Origin of the sequence: Cellulomonas carbonis (assembly GCF_014636275.1) — a bacterium.
Classification (GTDB): domain Bacteria; phylum Actinomycetota; class Actinomycetes; order Actinomycetales; family Cellulomonadaceae; genus Actinotalea; species Actinotalea carbonis.
Window position 1 is genome coordinate 605,405 of record NZ_BMEB01000002.1, and the last position, 15,150, is coordinate 620,554.

Annotated in this window: 15 protein-coding genes; 5 read left to right on the forward strand and 10 right to left on the reverse strand. The window is 75.1% G+C overall.

Annotated elements, in window-relative coordinates:
* The 3 genes from IEV86_RS18270 to IEV86_RS07950 all read left to right on the forward strand — a co-directional run bounded on the left by IEV86_RS18270 (position 1) and on the right by IEV86_RS07950 (position 1,698).
* Positions 1 to 180 carry a VOC family protein gene (locus tag IEV86_RS18270; protein WP_043602626.1) on the forward strand — a complete coding sequence of 60 codons (180 nt, stop codon included), beginning with the start codon at positions 1 to 3 and terminating at the stop codon, positions 178 to 180.
* A gap of 81 nt (positions 181 to 261) precedes the next feature.
* Positions 262 to 831 carry a GNAT family N-acetyltransferase gene (locus IEV86_RS07945; RefSeq protein WP_043602627.1) on the forward strand — a complete coding sequence of 190 codons (570 nt, stop codon included), beginning with the start codon at positions 262 to 264 and terminating at the stop codon, positions 829 to 831.
* 213 nt (positions 832 to 1,044) lie between these two features.
* Positions 1,045 to 1,698: a GNAT family N-acetyltransferase gene (locus IEV86_RS07950; RefSeq protein WP_081978457.1), complete on the forward strand. Its 654-nt coding sequence runs from the start codon at positions 1,045 to 1,047 to the stop codon at positions 1,696 to 1,698.
* A 93-nt stretch (positions 1,699 to 1,791) separates the two neighbouring features.
* Here the strand turns inward: IEV86_RS07950 and IEV86_RS07955 are convergent, their stop codons facing one another.
* The 4 genes from IEV86_RS07955 to IEV86_RS07970 are packed head-to-tail and all read right to left on the reverse strand — an operon-like array spanning position 1,792 to position 6,099.
* Complete coding sequence (locus IEV86_RS07955; RefSeq protein WP_043602628.1) at positions 1,792 to 2,394, reverse strand: pentapeptide repeat-containing protein; 603 nt, start codon at positions 2,392 to 2,394, stop codon at positions 1,792 to 1,794.
* A gap of 53 nt (positions 2,395 to 2,447) precedes the next feature.
* On the reverse strand, positions 2,448 to 3,401 hold the full coding sequence (locus IEV86_RS07960) for a MaoC family dehydratase (RefSeq protein WP_081978458.1): 954 nt from the start codon (positions 3,399 to 3,401) through the stop codon (positions 2,448 to 2,450).
* The gene (locus tag IEV86_RS07965) at positions 3,398 to 4,747 is read right to left on the reverse strand and encodes a 3-oxoacyl-ACP reductase (protein ID WP_043602629.1); all 1,350 of its coding nucleotides are present in this window, start codon (positions 4,745 to 4,747) and stop codon (positions 3,398 to 3,400) included. Before IEV86_RS07965 ends, IEV86_RS07960 begins: the two co-directional genes overlap by 4 nt.
* Positions 4,744 to 6,099 carry an acetyl-CoA C-acetyltransferase gene (locus IEV86_RS07970; protein WP_043602630.1) on the reverse strand — a complete coding sequence of 452 codons (1,356 nt, stop codon included), beginning with the start codon at positions 6,097 to 6,099 and terminating at the stop codon, positions 4,744 to 4,746. The genes IEV86_RS07965 and IEV86_RS07970 overlap by 4 nt, the downstream gene beginning before the upstream one ends.
* Before the next feature lie 135 nt (positions 6,100 to 6,234).
* Here IEV86_RS07970 and IEV86_RS07975 point away from each other — a divergent pair, with 135 nt between their 5' ends.
* Positions 6,235 to 7,107, forward strand: coding sequence for a TetR/AcrR family transcriptional regulator (locus IEV86_RS07975; protein WP_229734549.1), 873 nt, complete (start codon positions 6,235 to 6,237; stop codon positions 7,105 to 7,107).
* A complete protein-coding gene (locus tag IEV86_RS07980) occupies positions 7,104 to 9,173 on the forward strand; it encodes an acyl-CoA dehydrogenase family protein (protein WP_043602631.1) in 2,070 nt (689 codons plus the stop codon). Before IEV86_RS07975 ends, IEV86_RS07980 begins: the two co-directional genes overlap by 4 nt.
* A gap of 24 nt (positions 9,174 to 9,197) precedes the next feature.
* Here the strand turns inward: IEV86_RS07980 and IEV86_RS07985 are convergent, their stop codons facing one another.
* The 6 genes from IEV86_RS07985 to IEV86_RS08010 form a co-directional block, all read right to left on the reverse strand.
* On the reverse strand, positions 9,198 to 10,406 hold the full coding sequence (locus IEV86_RS07985; protein ID WP_052425841.1) for a TIGR04053 family radical SAM/SPASM domain-containing protein: 1,209 nt from the start codon (positions 10,404 to 10,406) through the stop codon (positions 9,198 to 9,200).
* Positions 10,403 to 11,776 carry a protoporphyrinogen oxidase gene (hemG, locus tag IEV86_RS07990; protein ID WP_043602632.1) on the reverse strand — a complete coding sequence of 458 codons (1,374 nt, stop codon included), beginning with the start codon at positions 11,774 to 11,776 and terminating at the stop codon, positions 10,403 to 10,405. Before hemG ends, IEV86_RS07985 begins: the two co-directional genes overlap by 4 nt.
* Positions 11,777 to 11,896: 120 nt before the next feature.
* A complete protein-coding gene (locus IEV86_RS07995) occupies positions 11,897 to 12,745 on the reverse strand; it encodes an alpha/beta fold hydrolase (RefSeq protein WP_043602633.1) in 849 nt (282 codons plus the stop codon).
* 50 nt (positions 12,746 to 12,795) lie between these two features.
* The gene (locus IEV86_RS08000) at positions 12,796 to 13,134 is read right to left on the reverse strand and encodes a hypothetical protein (RefSeq protein ID WP_052425833.1); all 339 of its coding nucleotides are present in this window, start codon (positions 13,132 to 13,134) and stop codon (positions 12,796 to 12,798) included.
* A gap of 89 nt (positions 13,135 to 13,223) precedes the next feature.
* The gene (gene ppk2, locus IEV86_RS08005) at positions 13,224 to 14,057 is read right to left on the reverse strand and encodes a polyphosphate kinase 2 (RefSeq protein ID WP_043602635.1); all 834 of its coding nucleotides are present in this window, start codon (positions 14,055 to 14,057) and stop codon (positions 13,224 to 13,226) included.
* The gene (locus tag IEV86_RS08010) at positions 14,054 to 15,118 is read right to left on the reverse strand and encodes an ATP-dependent DNA ligase (protein ID WP_043602636.1); all 1,065 of its coding nucleotides are present in this window, start codon (positions 15,116 to 15,118) and stop codon (positions 14,054 to 14,056) included. The genes ppk2 and IEV86_RS08010 overlap by 4 nt, the downstream gene beginning before the upstream one ends.
* Between the last annotated feature and the right edge of the window lie 32 nt (positions 15,119 to 15,150).

The following is a 15,150-nucleotide window of genomic DNA, read 5'->3' on the forward strand; positions in this document are numbered from 1 at the left end:
ATGGCATGCCGGATCACGGAGCTGGTGCTGGACGTCCACGACCCGGAGCTCGAACGGCTCCTCGCCGCGGGCGCGCGGCCGGTCGACATCGGACAGACCGGCGACGAGTCCTGGCACGTGCTCGCCGACCCCGAGGGCAACGAGTTCTGCCTCCCGCGACGACGCGTGGCGCCGGTCTGAGCGACGTCCGGGACCGCGGATCGGCTCTCGGGTCCCGGACCTCCGCGCCGGTCGTCGCCCAGGGCGCGCCATGATCGGTGCGTGCTCCACGACCTCACGCTCGACGCACCCGGCGTGCGCCTCGTCCCGCTGTCCGAGGACCACGCCCCGGCCCTCCTCGCCCTGATCGACGACGCCCTCTGGGCGGGCATGTCGGTCCCCGTGCCGCGGGCGACCGCCGACATGACCGCGCTCGTCCGTGCCGCGCACGCCGCGCCGGGCCGCCTGGCGTTCACCGTCCTCGGCGACGACGGCACCGTCCGCGGCTCGACGTCCTTCTACGACGTGGACCACGGGCAGGGCCGGTGCGAGGTCGGGTGGACGTACTACGGCCGCGAGTGGTGGGGCGGCTCGACCAACCCCGCGTGCAAGCTGGCCCTGTTCGCGCACGCGTTCGACGGCTGGGGCATGCAGCGGGTCGCGCTGCGCGCCGACGCCCGCAACGCGCGCAGCATCGCGGCGATCCGCCGGCTGGGCGGCGTGCCCGAGGGCGTGCTCCGCAGCCACCGCGTCGCACCCGACGGGTCGCGCGGGGACACCGCGTACTTCTCCGTGCTCGCCGACGAGTGGCCAGCGGTCCGACGTGGTCTGCAGGAGCGCCTGGCCCACTGAGCCGTGCGGACGGTGGCGTCCGCCTGACCCGTGATCGACATCACGGTGACCAGCAGGAAACACCTCCGGTCAGCCTCTTGCGCGAAGGACCCTGCAGGCTGTCCCATGATCCCCTCGCGCGTCGCGCGGGCTCGAGGACGACCGGCGGCGCGGCCGGACGTGGCACCTGCCACGGGTCGCGGCACCGACGGCTGGGTACGACGGAGACCGGCTGTGCAGCATGACATCGTCCTCGGGGCGCACGACGTCACCCTGGTCCCGCTCGGCTACGAGCACGCGGCTGCGCTGCTCGCGCTCGTCGACGACGACCTGTGGGCGGGCCTCAGCACGCCCCGGCCCCGGACCACGGCCGACGTCGAGCTCATGGTGCTCCGTGCGTGGGAGTCACCGACCAGGTGGTCCTTCGCGGTCCTCGACGCGCGGACGGGTGAGGTCCGCGGATCGACGTCGCTGTACGAGGTCGACCGCGACCACCGGCGGGCCGTGGTCGGGCTGACGTTCTACGGTCGCCGCTGGTGGGGTGGCGCGACCAACCCGGCGACCAAGCTCGCGCTGCTCGGCCACGCGTTCGACGGCTGGGGCCTGCACCGGGTCGCGCTCCGGGTCGACCCGGCGAACGTCCGGAGCGTCGCGGCCGTCGAGAGGCTCGGCGGGGTGCGTGAGGGGCTCCTGCGCGGTCACCGCACGACGCCCGACGGCGCGACCGCCGACTCCCTGTCCTTCTCGATCCTGTCGAGCGAGTGGCCCGACGTCCGCGCCGGCCTCGAACGGCGCCTGACCGGCGGACCTCTCCCGACCCCCCTCTCGGCCGCGCCCGCACTCGCCGCAGCGACGCCGGAGCCGCGGTCGACCCTCCAACCAGCCTGACCCCGAGCCTTGCCCCGACCGCTGAGATACGACTTCCTGTCGGCGTGTCGCACGACACGCCGACAGGAAGTCGTATCTCGACACTGGGTCGACTCAGCCGACGGCGATCCCGAGGAACGCCGCGAGGTGCGGGGAGAGTGCGGCGAGCTGCTCCTCGCTGACCCGCGCGCCCCGCAGCGACCCGACCCCGTCGAGCCGGGCGAGGTCGGCCCCGCGCAGGTCGACGTCCTCGAGGGTCGCGCCGGTCACGTCGAGCCGGCGGACGGTGCAGGCGTCCAACCGGAGGCGCCGCACGCGCGCGCCGGCCAGGTCGAGCTCGCCGACGACGACGTGCGCGAGCGTGACGTCGGTGAGGTCCGCGTCCCGCAGGTTGAGGTAGTCGACCTTGCCGCCACGCAGCTCGACCCGGACCAGCTCGGAGCCGTACGCGGCGACCGCGCCGATGCGGCAGTCGGTGACGGCGACGTCCTGGAGCGTCACCTGCGGTGCGTCGAGCGTGCCGCCGTGCACGGCGCCCAGGGACGTGTCGACCAGGCGCGCGTGGTCCAGGCGCAGCCCGTCCACCGAGCACGCGTCGAACGTGCAGTCGGTGAAGCGCGAGTCCGAGGCGTCCTGGCCGTCGAGGTCCTCGGTGAACGCGACGAGGTCGTGGTCACCGCCCGGCTCGAGGCGGCCGCGGAAGGGTGTGGGCTCCATGCGGCGACGCTCCCACACCCCTCCGACGTCCGGCAGCCGGCCGGGTCGGGCTCTCAGCGCAGCGGCGTGACCGACCCCGTCAGGTGGGGCGTGCCCTTGCGCGGGTTCCAGACCGCGTACCCGAAGCCGTCGTCGTCCGGCGCGACGCGGACGGCGACCGTCGAGGGCAGCAGCACGGGCTTCGCGAACTCGACGTCCCACCGGTACGCCTCGCCGCGCGCCGGCCCGACGGCGGCGATCGCGCGCGCCGCGGTGTACATGCCGTGCGCGATCGTCCGGGGGAACCCGAACGCCTTGGCGGCGAGCGTCGTCGTGTGGATCGGGTTCCGGTCGCCCGACACGGCCGCGTACCGCCGCCCGGCGTCGGCGCCGAGGCGCCACTGCCCGGTCGGGACGGGAACCTCGAACGAGTCGCGCGCGCCGTCCGGCCGCTCGGCGCCGTCGAGCCGGACGCCCTTGACGAGGTAGGTGGAGACGCCCTCCCACGCCCGCTCGCCGTCGACGGAGACCTCGGCGACGACGTCGACCGTGACCCCGGCCCGGTGCGCCGCGAGGTCCCGCACGTGCACCTCGACGTCGAGCGCCTCCCCGAGCCGCAGACCGCGCCGCTGCTCGACCCGGTTGGCGACGTGCACCATGCCGAGGAGCGGGAGCGGGAAGTCGGGCCGCACCATGAGAGCGGTCGCGACCGGGAACGCGAGCACGTGGACGAACCCCGCGGGCAGCACGTCGGACGCGCCCTCGTGCAGCAGGTGCTGGTAGTCGCTCAGGTGGGTCGGGTCGGGGCGGACGCCGCTGACGCGCAGGCGCGTGCCCGGCAGGCTCCCGGGCCGGACGCTGCGCCTGCGGGCGACGGCCGCCCTGGCCGAGCCGACGACGCCGCGCCCGTACAGCCCGGCGAGCCCGGGCGTCGCGGGCAGCTCGACGACCCGCCCACCCGCGCGCTCGGACCCGTCCGCCGCACCCGACCGACCCGTCGCGCCCGACCGACCCGTCGCGGTGCTCACCGGCCCACCATGTTCTGGCCGCACACGCGCAGCGTGCGGCCGTTGATCCCGCCCGCCTGCGGCGACGCGAGGAACGCGATCGTCTCGGCGACGTCGACCGGCTGCCCGCCCTGCTGGAGCGAGTTGAACCGGCGGGCGACCTCGCGCGTCGCGAACGGGATGCGCGCCGTCATGTCGGTCTCGATGAAGCCCGGCGCGACCGCGTTGATGGTCCCGCCCGCGGCGGCGAGCGCGGGCGCCGACGCCTGGACCATGCCGATGACGCCGCCCTTCGACGCCGCGTAGTTCGTCTGCCCGCGGTTCCCCGCGATCCCGCTCGTCGACGCGAGGCACACGACGCGCGGCGCCTCGCCCAGCGCCTCCGACACGAGCAGCGCGTCGGTGATGCGCAGCGGCGCCATGACGTTGACGCCGACGACGGGGTCCCACTTCTCGGGCGTCATGTTGGCGAGCAGCTTGTCGCGCGTGATGCCGGCGTTGTGCACCACGACGTCGAGGCGTCCGTGGCGCGACCGCACGTGCTGGAGCAGGCGCTCGGCCGCGTCCGTCGCCGTGATGTCGAGCTGGAGCGCGGTGCCGTGGACCTCGTTGGCGACCTTCGCCAGGGCGTCGCCCGCGGCGGGCACGTCGACCGCGACGACCGTCGCGCCCTGACCCGCGAGCGTGCGCGCGATCGCGGCACCGATGCCGCGCGCGGCCCCCGTCACGACCGCGACGCGCCCGTCGAGCGGGCGCTCCCAGTCCGTGGGCAGCTCGCCGGCGTCGGAGTCGACCTCGACCAGCTGGCCGTCGACGAACGCCGACCGTCCCGAGAGCAGGAAGCGCAGGGCCCCGACCGCGGACGGCGCGGACGGCGCGACGCCGTCGGCGAGGACGATCCCGTTGCCGGTCGCCCCGCCGCGCAGCTCCTTGGCGAGCGACCGGACGACGCCGTCGATCCCCTGGCGCGCCGCCGCGGCGGCGGGCGACGTGGCGCCCGCCGCGGGCCGCGAGACGACGACGACCCGGCCGCCGGGCGCGAGCCGCTTGAGCACGGGGCCGAGCGCGAGCACGGGAGCGCTCAGGTCCTCGGGCGACGCGACCTCGGTGAGGACGACGACGGCCGCGCCGAACCGCTCCTCGGGCCCCGCGTGGCGACGCACGTCGAGGTCCCAGTCGAGGAGCTGCTGCGCGACGGTGTCGGCGTCCTTCTCCGACGCGGCGTCGTCGAGCACGACGACGGGTCCCGGCACGAGCGGCGCCCCGGGCCGGTGGCGTCGCAGCACCGCGGGCCGGGGCAGGCCGAGCTGCTTGGCGAGCTTCTTCGTGAACCCGGTGTTGACCAGGTTCAGGTAGGTGTCGGTCACGCTGCCTCCATGATCATGGTGATGGCCTGGCCGCCCGCCGCGCACACCGAGATGAGACCGCGGCTGCCGGGGCCCTTCTCGGCGAGCAGCTTCGCGAGCGTCGCGACGATGCGGCCGCCCGTGGCGGCGAAGGGGTGGCCCGCCGCGAGCGACGAGCCGGTGACGTTGAGCCGCGACCGGTCGACCGAGCCGAGGGCCTTGTCGAGCCCGAGCCGCTCGCGGCAGAAGTCCTCGTCCTCCCACGCGGCGAGGTTGCACAGCACCGTGCCCGCGAACGCCTCGTGGATCTCGTAGAGGTCGAAGTCCTGGAGCGTGAGGCCGTTGCGCGCGAGGAGGCGCGGGACGGCGTGCGCTCCCGCCATGAGCAGGCCGTCGCGCCCGTGGACGAAGTCCACCGCGCCCGGCTCGGCGTCGACGATCGTCGCGAGCACGGGCAGCCCGCGCTCGGCGGCCCACTCGTCGCTCGCGAGCAGCACCGTGGAGGCGCCGTCGGACAGCGGGGTCGAGTTGCCCGCGGTCATCGTCGCCGGGGCGTCGAGGCTCTTGCCGAAGACCGGCTTGAGGCCCGCGAGCTTCTCGACCGAGGTGTCGGCGCGCAGGTTCGCGTCCCGCGTGAGGCGTCGGTACGGCGTCATGAGGTCGTCGAAGAAGCCGCGCTCGTAGGCGGCCGCGAGGCGGTGGTGGCTCGCGACGGCGAGCTCGTCCTGCGCCTCGCGGGTGATGCCCCAGGCCGCGGTCGTGAGCGCCTGGTGCTCGCCCATCGACAGGCCCGTGCGCGGCTCGCCCGTGGTCGGGGCGGACGGCGCGAGGTGCGCGGGGCGCAGCCGGGAGACGGCCTTGAGGCGCTGCTGCGGGGTCTTGGCGCGGGACAGGTCCAGGAGGACTCGGCGCAGGGGCTCGCTGACGGCGATCGGCGCGTCGGACGTCGAGTCGACGCCACCGGCCACCGCGGAGTCGATCTGCCCGAGGCGGATCTTGTTCGACAGGCCGAGCACGGTCTCCATGCCGGTCGCGCACGCCATCTGGACGTCGTACGCGGGCGTCTCGGGCGACAGGGCCGACCCGAGCACGGACTCGCGCGTGAGGTTGAAGTCGCGCGAGTGCTTGAGGACGGCGCCCGCGGCGACCTCGCCGATGCGCTCGCCCGCGAGGCCGAACCGCGCGACGAGGCCCTCGAGCGCAGCCGTGAGCATGTCCTGGTTGCTGCTGTGCGCGTAGGGGCCACCGGCGCGCGCGAACGGGATCCGGTTGCCGCCGACGACGACGGCGCGGCGGGTCGTGCCGGCACCGGCGCCGGTGCCGGTCGTGGCGGGTGCGGGTGCCGGCGTGGGGCTGGTTCGGGGTGCCGCCATGGCGGGGTCCTCTCGTCGTCGAGCGGTGGCGCCTGGCCGGCTGCGGGCCGGTCGGCGGAGGGTCGTTGGTCCCGGGCGTACCGGGTGGCGTCCTGGTAGTGCCTCGCACCCACAGTACCTGATACTGTCAGTTTCGTGAGTCGGATCACATCGGCGACGACGCCGGGGACCGCGACACCCGTCGCCGCCCCGCGCGATGTCCACGCGCCCGTCGACGGCCGCTCCTCCCGGTGGGACGACCACCGCGTCGCGCGGCGGACCGAGCTCGCCAACGTCGCAAGGAAGGCGGTCCACCGTCTCGGCCCGGACGTGTCGATGGAGGAGATCGCGTCCGAGGCGCGCACCTCCAAGTCGATCGTCTACCGGTACTTCGCCGACAAGAGCGGGCTCCAGGCCGCCGTCGGCGAGGTCGTCCTCGAGCACATGCAGGCGCGGCTCGACGAGGCCGTGACGAGCGCGACGACGCCGCGCGAGGGGCTCCGGTCGATGATCGGCGTCTACCTCGAGATGGTCGAGGGCAGCCCGAACGTCTACTGGTTCGTCACGCGTCCCGCCGCCGAGGACGCGTCGGCCTCGCTGAACCGGTTCCTCGACTCGATCGCCGCGCTCATCGCGCGCCCGTTCGTGCAGCTCGCGCAGGACCGCGCCGGGTCGGCCGGGCTCGGTGAGCACCTCGCCGACGTCTGGGCCGCGGGAGCCGTCGGGTTCGTCCGCGGTGCAGGGGACTGGTGGCTCGCGCACCGCGACGCCCCGGACGCGCCGTCGCGCGAGGAGCTCGTCGAGCGCGTGACCGCCTGGCTGTGGGCCGGGCCGGTCGGTGCGCTGTCCCGCGCCGGCGCCCCCGACCGCACGCCGTCCGACCCCCCGGCCGACCGCGTGCCCGACCTCACGACGTCCGGTCTCACGACGTCCGGCCCCACCCCCGACCGCACGACCGGTCCCGACTCCGACCGCACGACCCACCGACCGCAGGTCTCCGCCCACCTCGACGACGAGGAGCAGTCATGACGATCCTGAGCGAGAAGCGCACCGCGCCCGACGCCGACGCCGATCCGCGCGTCGACGTCGACCACCTGGAGGAGGTGCTGCTCGGGCGTTGGGCGGACATCCGCCGCGAGGCGCGCGCGTTCCTCCTCGACCCGCGCCTGCACCGCGACGAGTCCCTCGCGATGCCCGAGCACCGCGAGCGCGTGCTCGAGCAGCTGCGGATCCTCGCGAAGGAGGGCGACGTGCTGCGCGCCTTCCCGACGGCGCTCGGCGGCGCCGACGACCACGGGGGGAGCCTCGCGCGGTTCGAGGAGGTCATCACGGCCGACCCGTCGCTGCAGATCAAGGCGGGCGTCCAGTGGGGCCTGTTCGCGTCGGCGATCCTCCACCTCGGCACCGAGAGCCACCACGAGCGGTTCCTGCCCGGCGCGATGTCGGTCGACGTCCCGGGCGCGTTCGCGATGACCGAGACGGGGCACGGCTCCGACGTCGCGAGCATCGGGACGACGGCGACGTACGACCCCGAGACGGAGGAGTTCGTCATCCACACGCCGTTCCGCGCGGCGTGGAAGGACTACCTCGGCAACGCCGCGCTGCACGGCACGGCGGCCGTCGTCTTCGCACAGCTCATCACCGCCGCGCCCGGCGGCACGCCCGTCAACCACGGCGTGCACGCGTTCTACGTACCGATCCGGAACCCCGAGACCGGGGAGTTCCTGCCCGGCGTCGGCGGCGAGGACGACGGCATGAAGGGCGGCCTCAACGGCATCGACAACGGGCGCCTGTGGTTCGACCACGTCCGCGTCCCGCGCACGGACCTGCTCAACCGCTACGGCGACGTCGCGCCGGACGGGACGTACTCGTCGCCGATCGCGAGCCCGGGCCGCCGGTTCTTCACGATGCTCGGGACGCTCGTGCAGGGCCGGGTCTCGCTCGACGGCGCGGCGGTCAACGCCGCGAAGATCGGGCTCGTCACGGCGATCACGTACGGCAACCAGCGCCGCCAGTTCAGCGGGACGGGCCACGACGAGGTCGTGCTGCTCGACTACGCCGAGCACCAGCGCCGCCTCCTGCCGCTCCTCGCCCAGACCTACGCGGCGGCGTTCGCGCACGAGCGCCTGCTCCAGACCTTCGACGCCGTCTTCTCGGGTGCGAAGGACACCGACGAGGACCGGCAGGACCTCGAGACGATCGCCGCGGCGCTCAAGCCGTCGTCGACGTGGCACGCCCTCACGACCCTCCAGGTGTGCCGCGAGGCCTGCGGCGGCCAGGGGTTCATGGCCGAGAACCGCCTCACCGGGCTGCGCGCGGACATGGACGTCTACGCGACGTTCGAGGGCGACAACACCGTGCTGCTGCAGCTCGTGGCGAAGCGCCTGCTGGCCGACTTCGCCGCCGAGTTCAAGGGCGCCGACGCCGGGGCGATGGCCCGGTACATGGCCGGCCGGGCCGCCGACGCCGCGCTGCACCGCACGCCGCTCGCGCGGGTCGTGCAGACCCTCGCCGACGGCGGCAACGTGCGCCGGTCCGTCGGTCACCTGCGCGACACCGAGACCCAGCGCGAGCTGCTCACCGACCGGGTCGAGACGATGGTCGAGGAGCTCGCGCAGGCCCTGCGGCCCGCCGGGAAGCTGTCGCGTGAGGCGGCGGCGGACCTGTTCAACGAGCACCAGCACGCGCTCATCGAGGCGGCCCGCGCGCACGCCGACCTGCTCCTGTGGGAGGGGTTCACGGCTGGCCTCGCGCAGGTCCGGGACGAGGGCACGCGCCGCGTCCTGACGTGGCTGCGCGACCTCTTCGGCCTCACGGTGATCGAGCGGAACCTCGCGTGGTACCTCATCCACGGCCGGCTGTCCGCGGGGCGGGCCCGGAGCGTGACGTCGTACATCGAGCGGCTCCTGCGCCGCATCCGGCCGCACGCGCAGGACCTCGTCGACGCCTTCGGGCTCGAGCAGGGCCACGTGCGCGCGACCATCGCGTCGGGCGTCGAGGCCGAGCGGCAGGAGGAGGCACGCGCGCACTACCGTCGCCTCCGCGCGAGCGGCGACATGGCGGTCCCGGAGAAGTCGCTCGGCGCGCGCGGCTGACGCCGGAGCCGACGACGGCGGCCGTCACCCCACCGGGGTGGCGGCCGCCGGTGCGTCCGGGCGCGGGAGGAGCGGGACCCACGTGCAGGTCGGGTCCTCGGCGAGGGGGTCGCCCGTCGCGGCGAAGGCCTGCGCGCGCGACCCGCCGCACACGTCCTGGAACTCGCACACCCCGCACCGCCCACCGAGGCGCGCGGGGTCGCGCAGGTCGCGCAGGAGCGTCGCGGTGCGGTACAGCGTCGGGAAGTCGTCGTCGCGGACGGATCCGGCGCGCACCGGCAGGAAGCCGCTCGGGTACACGTCGCCCACGTGGTCGACGAAGGCGAACCCGCGGCCCGCGTTGACGTCGGTCGGCGCCCGGGGCGTCCGGCGCTGCCGCTCGACGCCCCCGAGAGCGAGCGCTGTCCCGGCCCGCAGCTCGCGTCGTAGCGCCCCCGGCGGGAAGGCCTCGTCGAGGTCCTGCCCGGCCTCCGCGGCGGCGGCGCGCTGGAGCGCGAGCCGGCGGAAGTGCGCCGCCTCGGTCGCCTTGACGGCAACGAGGTCGCCGATCTCGTGCAGCCAGTGGAGGACGTCCTCCTGCTCGGCGGGAGTGAGGGGCTCGAGCGCGCGGCCGCGCCCCGTCGGCACCAGGAAGAACAGGCTCCACAGCGACGCGCCCGCGTCGAGGACGGCACGCAGGACCTGGGGCAGCTCGCGGACCGTGCCGCGCGCGCCCCCGGTGACCGTCGTGTTGACCTGGAGCCGGAGCCCGAGGTCCCGGACGGTCGCGACGGCGGCGGTCGTCGCGTCGAACACGCCGGGCACGCCGCGGAACGCGTCGTGGGTCGCGGCACTCGCCCCGTCGACCGAGACGGAGACGGCCTTGGCGCCCGCGTCGCGCAGTGCGGTGAGGATCGTCCGGTCCAGGCGCGGCGTGACCGACGGCGCGAGCGAGACGCTCAGCCCGAGGGAGGTCCCGTACGCGACGAGCTCGGTGAGGTCGGGGCGCTCGAACGGGTCACCACCGGTCAGGACGACGAGCGGTCGCGGCGCCCCGAACGAGGCGAGCTGGTCGAGCAGCCGGAACCCCTCCGCGGTCGTGAGCTCGCGGGGGTCGCGGCGGACGATCGCGTCGGCGCGGCAGTGCAGGCACGCGAGCGCGCACGCACGGGTGACCTCCCAGATGACGATGAACGGGCGGTCCCCGGTGTCGTGGTGCAGGCGGCGCACGGGCCGCGGTGCGCGGCCGCTCATGACGACGCGCCCGCCGGGACCGCGGTGCGGTCGGCGAGTCGCTCGGCGGCGGCGAGGCCCGAGCGGACGCACGCCGCGAGGCCGAGCCCGTCGTACGACGCCCCCGCGAGGACGACGTCGTGCGGGGCGAGCGCGGCGCGCGCGGCGACGACCCGCTCGACGTGCCCGACCTCGAGCTGCGGCAGCGCGGCGGGCCACCGGTGCACGAGGGTCTCGGTCGGCTCGGCAGGGACACCCGTGACCGCAGCCAGGTCGGCGAGCAGACGCGCGAGGAGCACGTCGTCGGGCAGCGCGCACACGTCGTCCTCGCCCGCGCGTCCTGCGGAGAGCCGCACGAGCACGTCGCCGCCCGCGAGGTGCGGCCACTTGGCGGAGAGGACCGTGACGGCCTTGAGCAGCCGGCCGGCGGACGAGGGCACGAGCACGCCGGTCGTGCCCTCGGGCAGCGACCCGTGCGGCAGGCGGGCGAGCACGGTCACGACGGACGCAGCGCGGACGCCGTCGAGCAGCGCGGCGGCATCCGGTGCGAGCCCGCGGACGACGTCGGCGGCGGGTCCCGCGGGGGTCGCGAGGACGACCGCGGCGGCGTCGAGCGGTCCGCACGACGTCGCGACGACGAGACCGCCGTCCGCGCCACGCCGCACCTCCTCGACGACGGTCGACGTGCGCACCTCGACCGATGTCCCGCTCAGCACCGCGTCGGCCAGCGTCGCCATCCCGCCCGTCCAGGTCGCGAACCCGGGCCCGCCCGCGCCGCGGCTGCGACGCGCGACGACGAGCGACCGGCCCTCGCGCGCCGCGGGCAGCAGCTGGGGTGCCGTCGCGGCGAGGCTCAGCCGCCGGACGTCGGCCCCGTGCAGCGTGCCGAGCAGGGGGTCGACGAACCGGTCGACCACCTCGCGCCCGAAGCGGTGCTCGAGGAACGCCCCGACCGACACGTCCCCGTCGACGCGCCGCCGGGCCCGGACCGGCTCGAGACCCGCGCGGAGCAGGCCCACCGGCGACAGCACGCCCGAGCGGACGACGGGCCACAGCCGTGTCGGTCCGGTCGGGCCGACACCCGCCGGGAGCGGGCGCAGCCGGCCGCGGCTCCACAGCCGCGCGGAGCCAGGAGCCGCCCCGACGAGCGTCGTGCCGAGGCCGAGCTCGTCGAGCAGCGCCGCGACGCGCGGTGCGCCGCGGTGCAGCGACTCCGCGCCGACGTCGACCACCGCGCCGCCGAAGGGCTCCGAGCGGACCTGGCCACCCACGCGGTCGTCCCGCTCCAGGAGCACGACCGAGGTCCCGGTGCGCGCGAGCGTGCGCGCCGCGACGAGCCCGCTGAGCCCACCGCCCACCACGACGACGGGGTGGTCGAGGGCGTCCGCCATGCCTGCTCCGCTCATCGGGCCGGGCGCGTCCCCCGACCGGGCGGCCTCACGGTAGGGCCGTGCCGCCCGCCGGCCCGCCGGACCTCGGTCCCTTGACGGCGGGCGGCCCGGCGGCCCGGCTCAGCGCCTGACGGGACCGATCGCGGACGCCGAGACCACCCGGTCGAGCACCGCCGCCGCGACCTCGTCCGGGTGCGTCCCGGGCAGCCAGTGCCCCGCGTCGAGCCGCAGCACGCGGCACGGTGCCGCGACGAACCGTGCGGTGTCGGTCGCGGCGCGCGGCGCGAAGAACGGGTCGTCCGAGCCGTGGACGTACGTCGTGGGGACGCGCGACCTCCCGACGCGGGTCCGCCCGGCCAGGGGCAGCGCGCGGTACCAGCCGATCGCCGCACGCAGCGCCCCCGGCTCCCGCATGCGGTCGACGTACCGGCGCGCCTGCTCCGCGGGCAGCCCGGTGCGCACCAGCTGCGCCAGCAGCGCGGCGCCGTCGTCGGCGAGGAGCCGGGCCTCCGGGACGCGGGGGAGCTGGAACGCGGCCATGTACCAGGAGCGGGCCGCCTGGCCGTGCGCGAGCGCGGCCCGCATCGCGGCCGGGTGCGGCGTCGACAGCGCGGTCAGGGTCTCGGTGCGGTCGGCGTGCCGGGTCGCGAACGCCCACGCGACCGACCCGCCCCAGTCGTGCCCGACGACGTGCGCGCGGTCGACGTCGGCCGCGTCGAGGAGCGCGGCGACGTCGTCGACGAGCTCGCCGAGCGCGTACGCCGCCCGGTGCGTCGGCCGGGCGCCGGGGGAGTAGCCACGCTGGTCGGGCACGAGGACACGGAGCCCGTCCCTCGCGAGGAGCGGCGCGACGTCGTCGTAGGCCGACCCGTCCTGCGGGAAGCCGTGCAGGAGGACGACCGTGCCGCCGCCGTGCGGCCCGGTGTCCCGCACGTCGAAGGTCAGGCCGTCCCGCTCGAAGGTACGCATGACAGGCGGCTCCACGGTCGGTGCTCCCGGTCGGGCTCAGCGCCCGGACGTCACCGCCAGAGGTGCTCGACCGTCGAGCTGTAGAGCAGCGGGCCGCCGCCGTCGGCGGGGATGAAGCGCTCCTCGCTCGCATCACCCGAGAGGGTCAGTCCGAGGACCTCCAGCTCGAAGCTCGCGATGAGGCGCATGAGGTCGTCGCGCTCGTGCCAGACGTTGGGGTCGTGGAACACGTGGTCCCACACCGCGGGACCCACGGGGCCGAACAGGATGGGCCGTCCGGCGCCGTAGAGCGTCATCTCCCCGCGGTGCCGGCCGTTCTGCGCGTCCAGGGTCACGCTGAAGTGCGCCCGGTCGACGTCGCGCAGGTCCTTCGTCTCGCTCTCACGCATGGCGCAAGAGTGCCGTGCCGACGCGGCGCCGTCGAGCGGCGGACGTCCCGGACGTGCGGCGACGGTCCGTGCGGCGAACGCAGGGGCGGTCAGCCGCCGTCGTCCGCCTTGTCCTCGTGCTCGCGGACGACCGTCGCGGCGTGGTCGGGGACGTGCCGCTGCGTGTCCTTGGGTGGCCGGACGTAGCCCTGCGTGGGCGGGCGCTCGGGGATGACGATCTCCTCGCGGTGCACCTCCTCGTACGGGATCGACCCGACGAGGTGGTGGATCATGTTGAGCCGCGACCGGCGCTTGTCGTCGCTGTCGACGACCCACCAGGGCGCCTCGGGGATGTCGGTGTGCACGAGCATCTGGTCCTTGGCGCGCGAGTAGTCCTCCCACCGCGTGATCGACTCGAGGTCCATCGGGGAGAGCTTCCACCGCCGCATCGGGTCCTCGAGGCGTGAGCGGAACCGCTCCTCCTGCTCGGAGTCGCTCACCGAGAACCAGTACTTGCGCAGGATGATCCCGTCCTCGACGAGCATGCGCTCGAAGATCGGGCACTGGTGCAGGAACCGGTGGTACTCGTCGGGCGTGCAGAAGCCCATGACGAACTCGACGCCCGCGCGGTTGTACCAGGACCGGTCGAACAGCACGATCTCGCCCGCCGCGGGCAGCTGGGCGATGTAGCGCTGGAAGTACCACTGGGTGCGCTCGCGGTCGGTCGGCGCGGGCAGCGCCGCGATGCGCGCGACGCGCGGGTTGAGGTACTCCGAGACGCGCTTGATGGTGCTGCCCTTGCCGGCCGCGTCCCGGCCCTCGAAGACGACGACGACGCGCCGGCCCTCGGCCCGCACCCACTCCTGCATCTTCACCAGCTCGGACTGGAGCCGGTACAGCTCCTTCTCGTAGGCCTTCTTCGGGACCCGCGGCGTTCCGCTCATCCGCCCAGCACCTCCCCGAGGTCGAAGCGCACCGGGCGCTCGAGCTGTTCGTACGTGCACGATCGCGGGTCGCGGTCCGGCCGCCACCGCTCGAACTGGGTGGTGTGCCGGAACCGGGCCCCCTCCATGTGGTCGTAGCGCACCTCGACGACCCGCTCGGGTCGCAGCGGCACGAACGACAGGTCCTTGCCGGAGTTCCAGCGGCTCGTCTCGGCCTCGCGCGGCGTGCGCGTGCCGGACGCCTGGGCCTCGCGGGTCCACGGGTGCTCGCCGTCGGTCGTCACGAGCGGCTGCAGCTCGGCGAACAGCTCGCGCCGGCGGGCCATGGGGAACGAGCTCGTGACCCCGACGGACGCGAGCCGTCCGTCGTCGTCGTACAGGCCTAGCAGCAACGAGCCGACGGCGTCGTCGGCGGACTTGTGCACGCGGTAGCCGGCGACGACGCAGTCCGCGGTGCGCACGTGCTTGACCTTGCGCATGACGCGCTTGTCCGGCTGGTAGGTCTGCGCCGGGTCCTTGGCGACGACGCCGTCCAGCCCCGCGCCCTCGAACTGGTCGAACCACCGCCGAGCCTCGTCGAGGTCGGTCGTCGCGCGCGTGAGGTAGACGCCCGGGCCCCGCCCGCCGAGGGCCGCCTCGAGCGCCGCGCGCCGCTCGCCGAACGGCCGCCCGGTGAGGTCCTCGTCCCCGAGCGCGAGGAGGTCGAAGACGACGAGCACCGCGGGTGTCTGCTCGGCGAGGAGGCGCACGCGCGACGCGGCCGGGTGGATGCGCTGGAGCAGCGCCTCGAAGTCGAGCCCCGTGGCGTCGGCGTTCGTCACGACGACCTCGCCGTCGACGACGCACCGCTCGGGCAGCTCGCGCAGCACCGCCTCGACGACCTCGGGGAAGTACCGCGTGATCGGCTTGGTGTTGCGGCTGCCGATCTCGACCTCGTCGTCGTCGCGGAAGACGATCGCGCGGAACCCGTCCCACTTGGGCTCGTACACGTGGTCGGGCGGGATCTCGGCGACCGACGTCGCCAGCATCGGGGCGACGGGCGGCATCACCGGGAGGTCCATGGTCGTCAGTGTGGTCCTGGACCCTCCCGGGT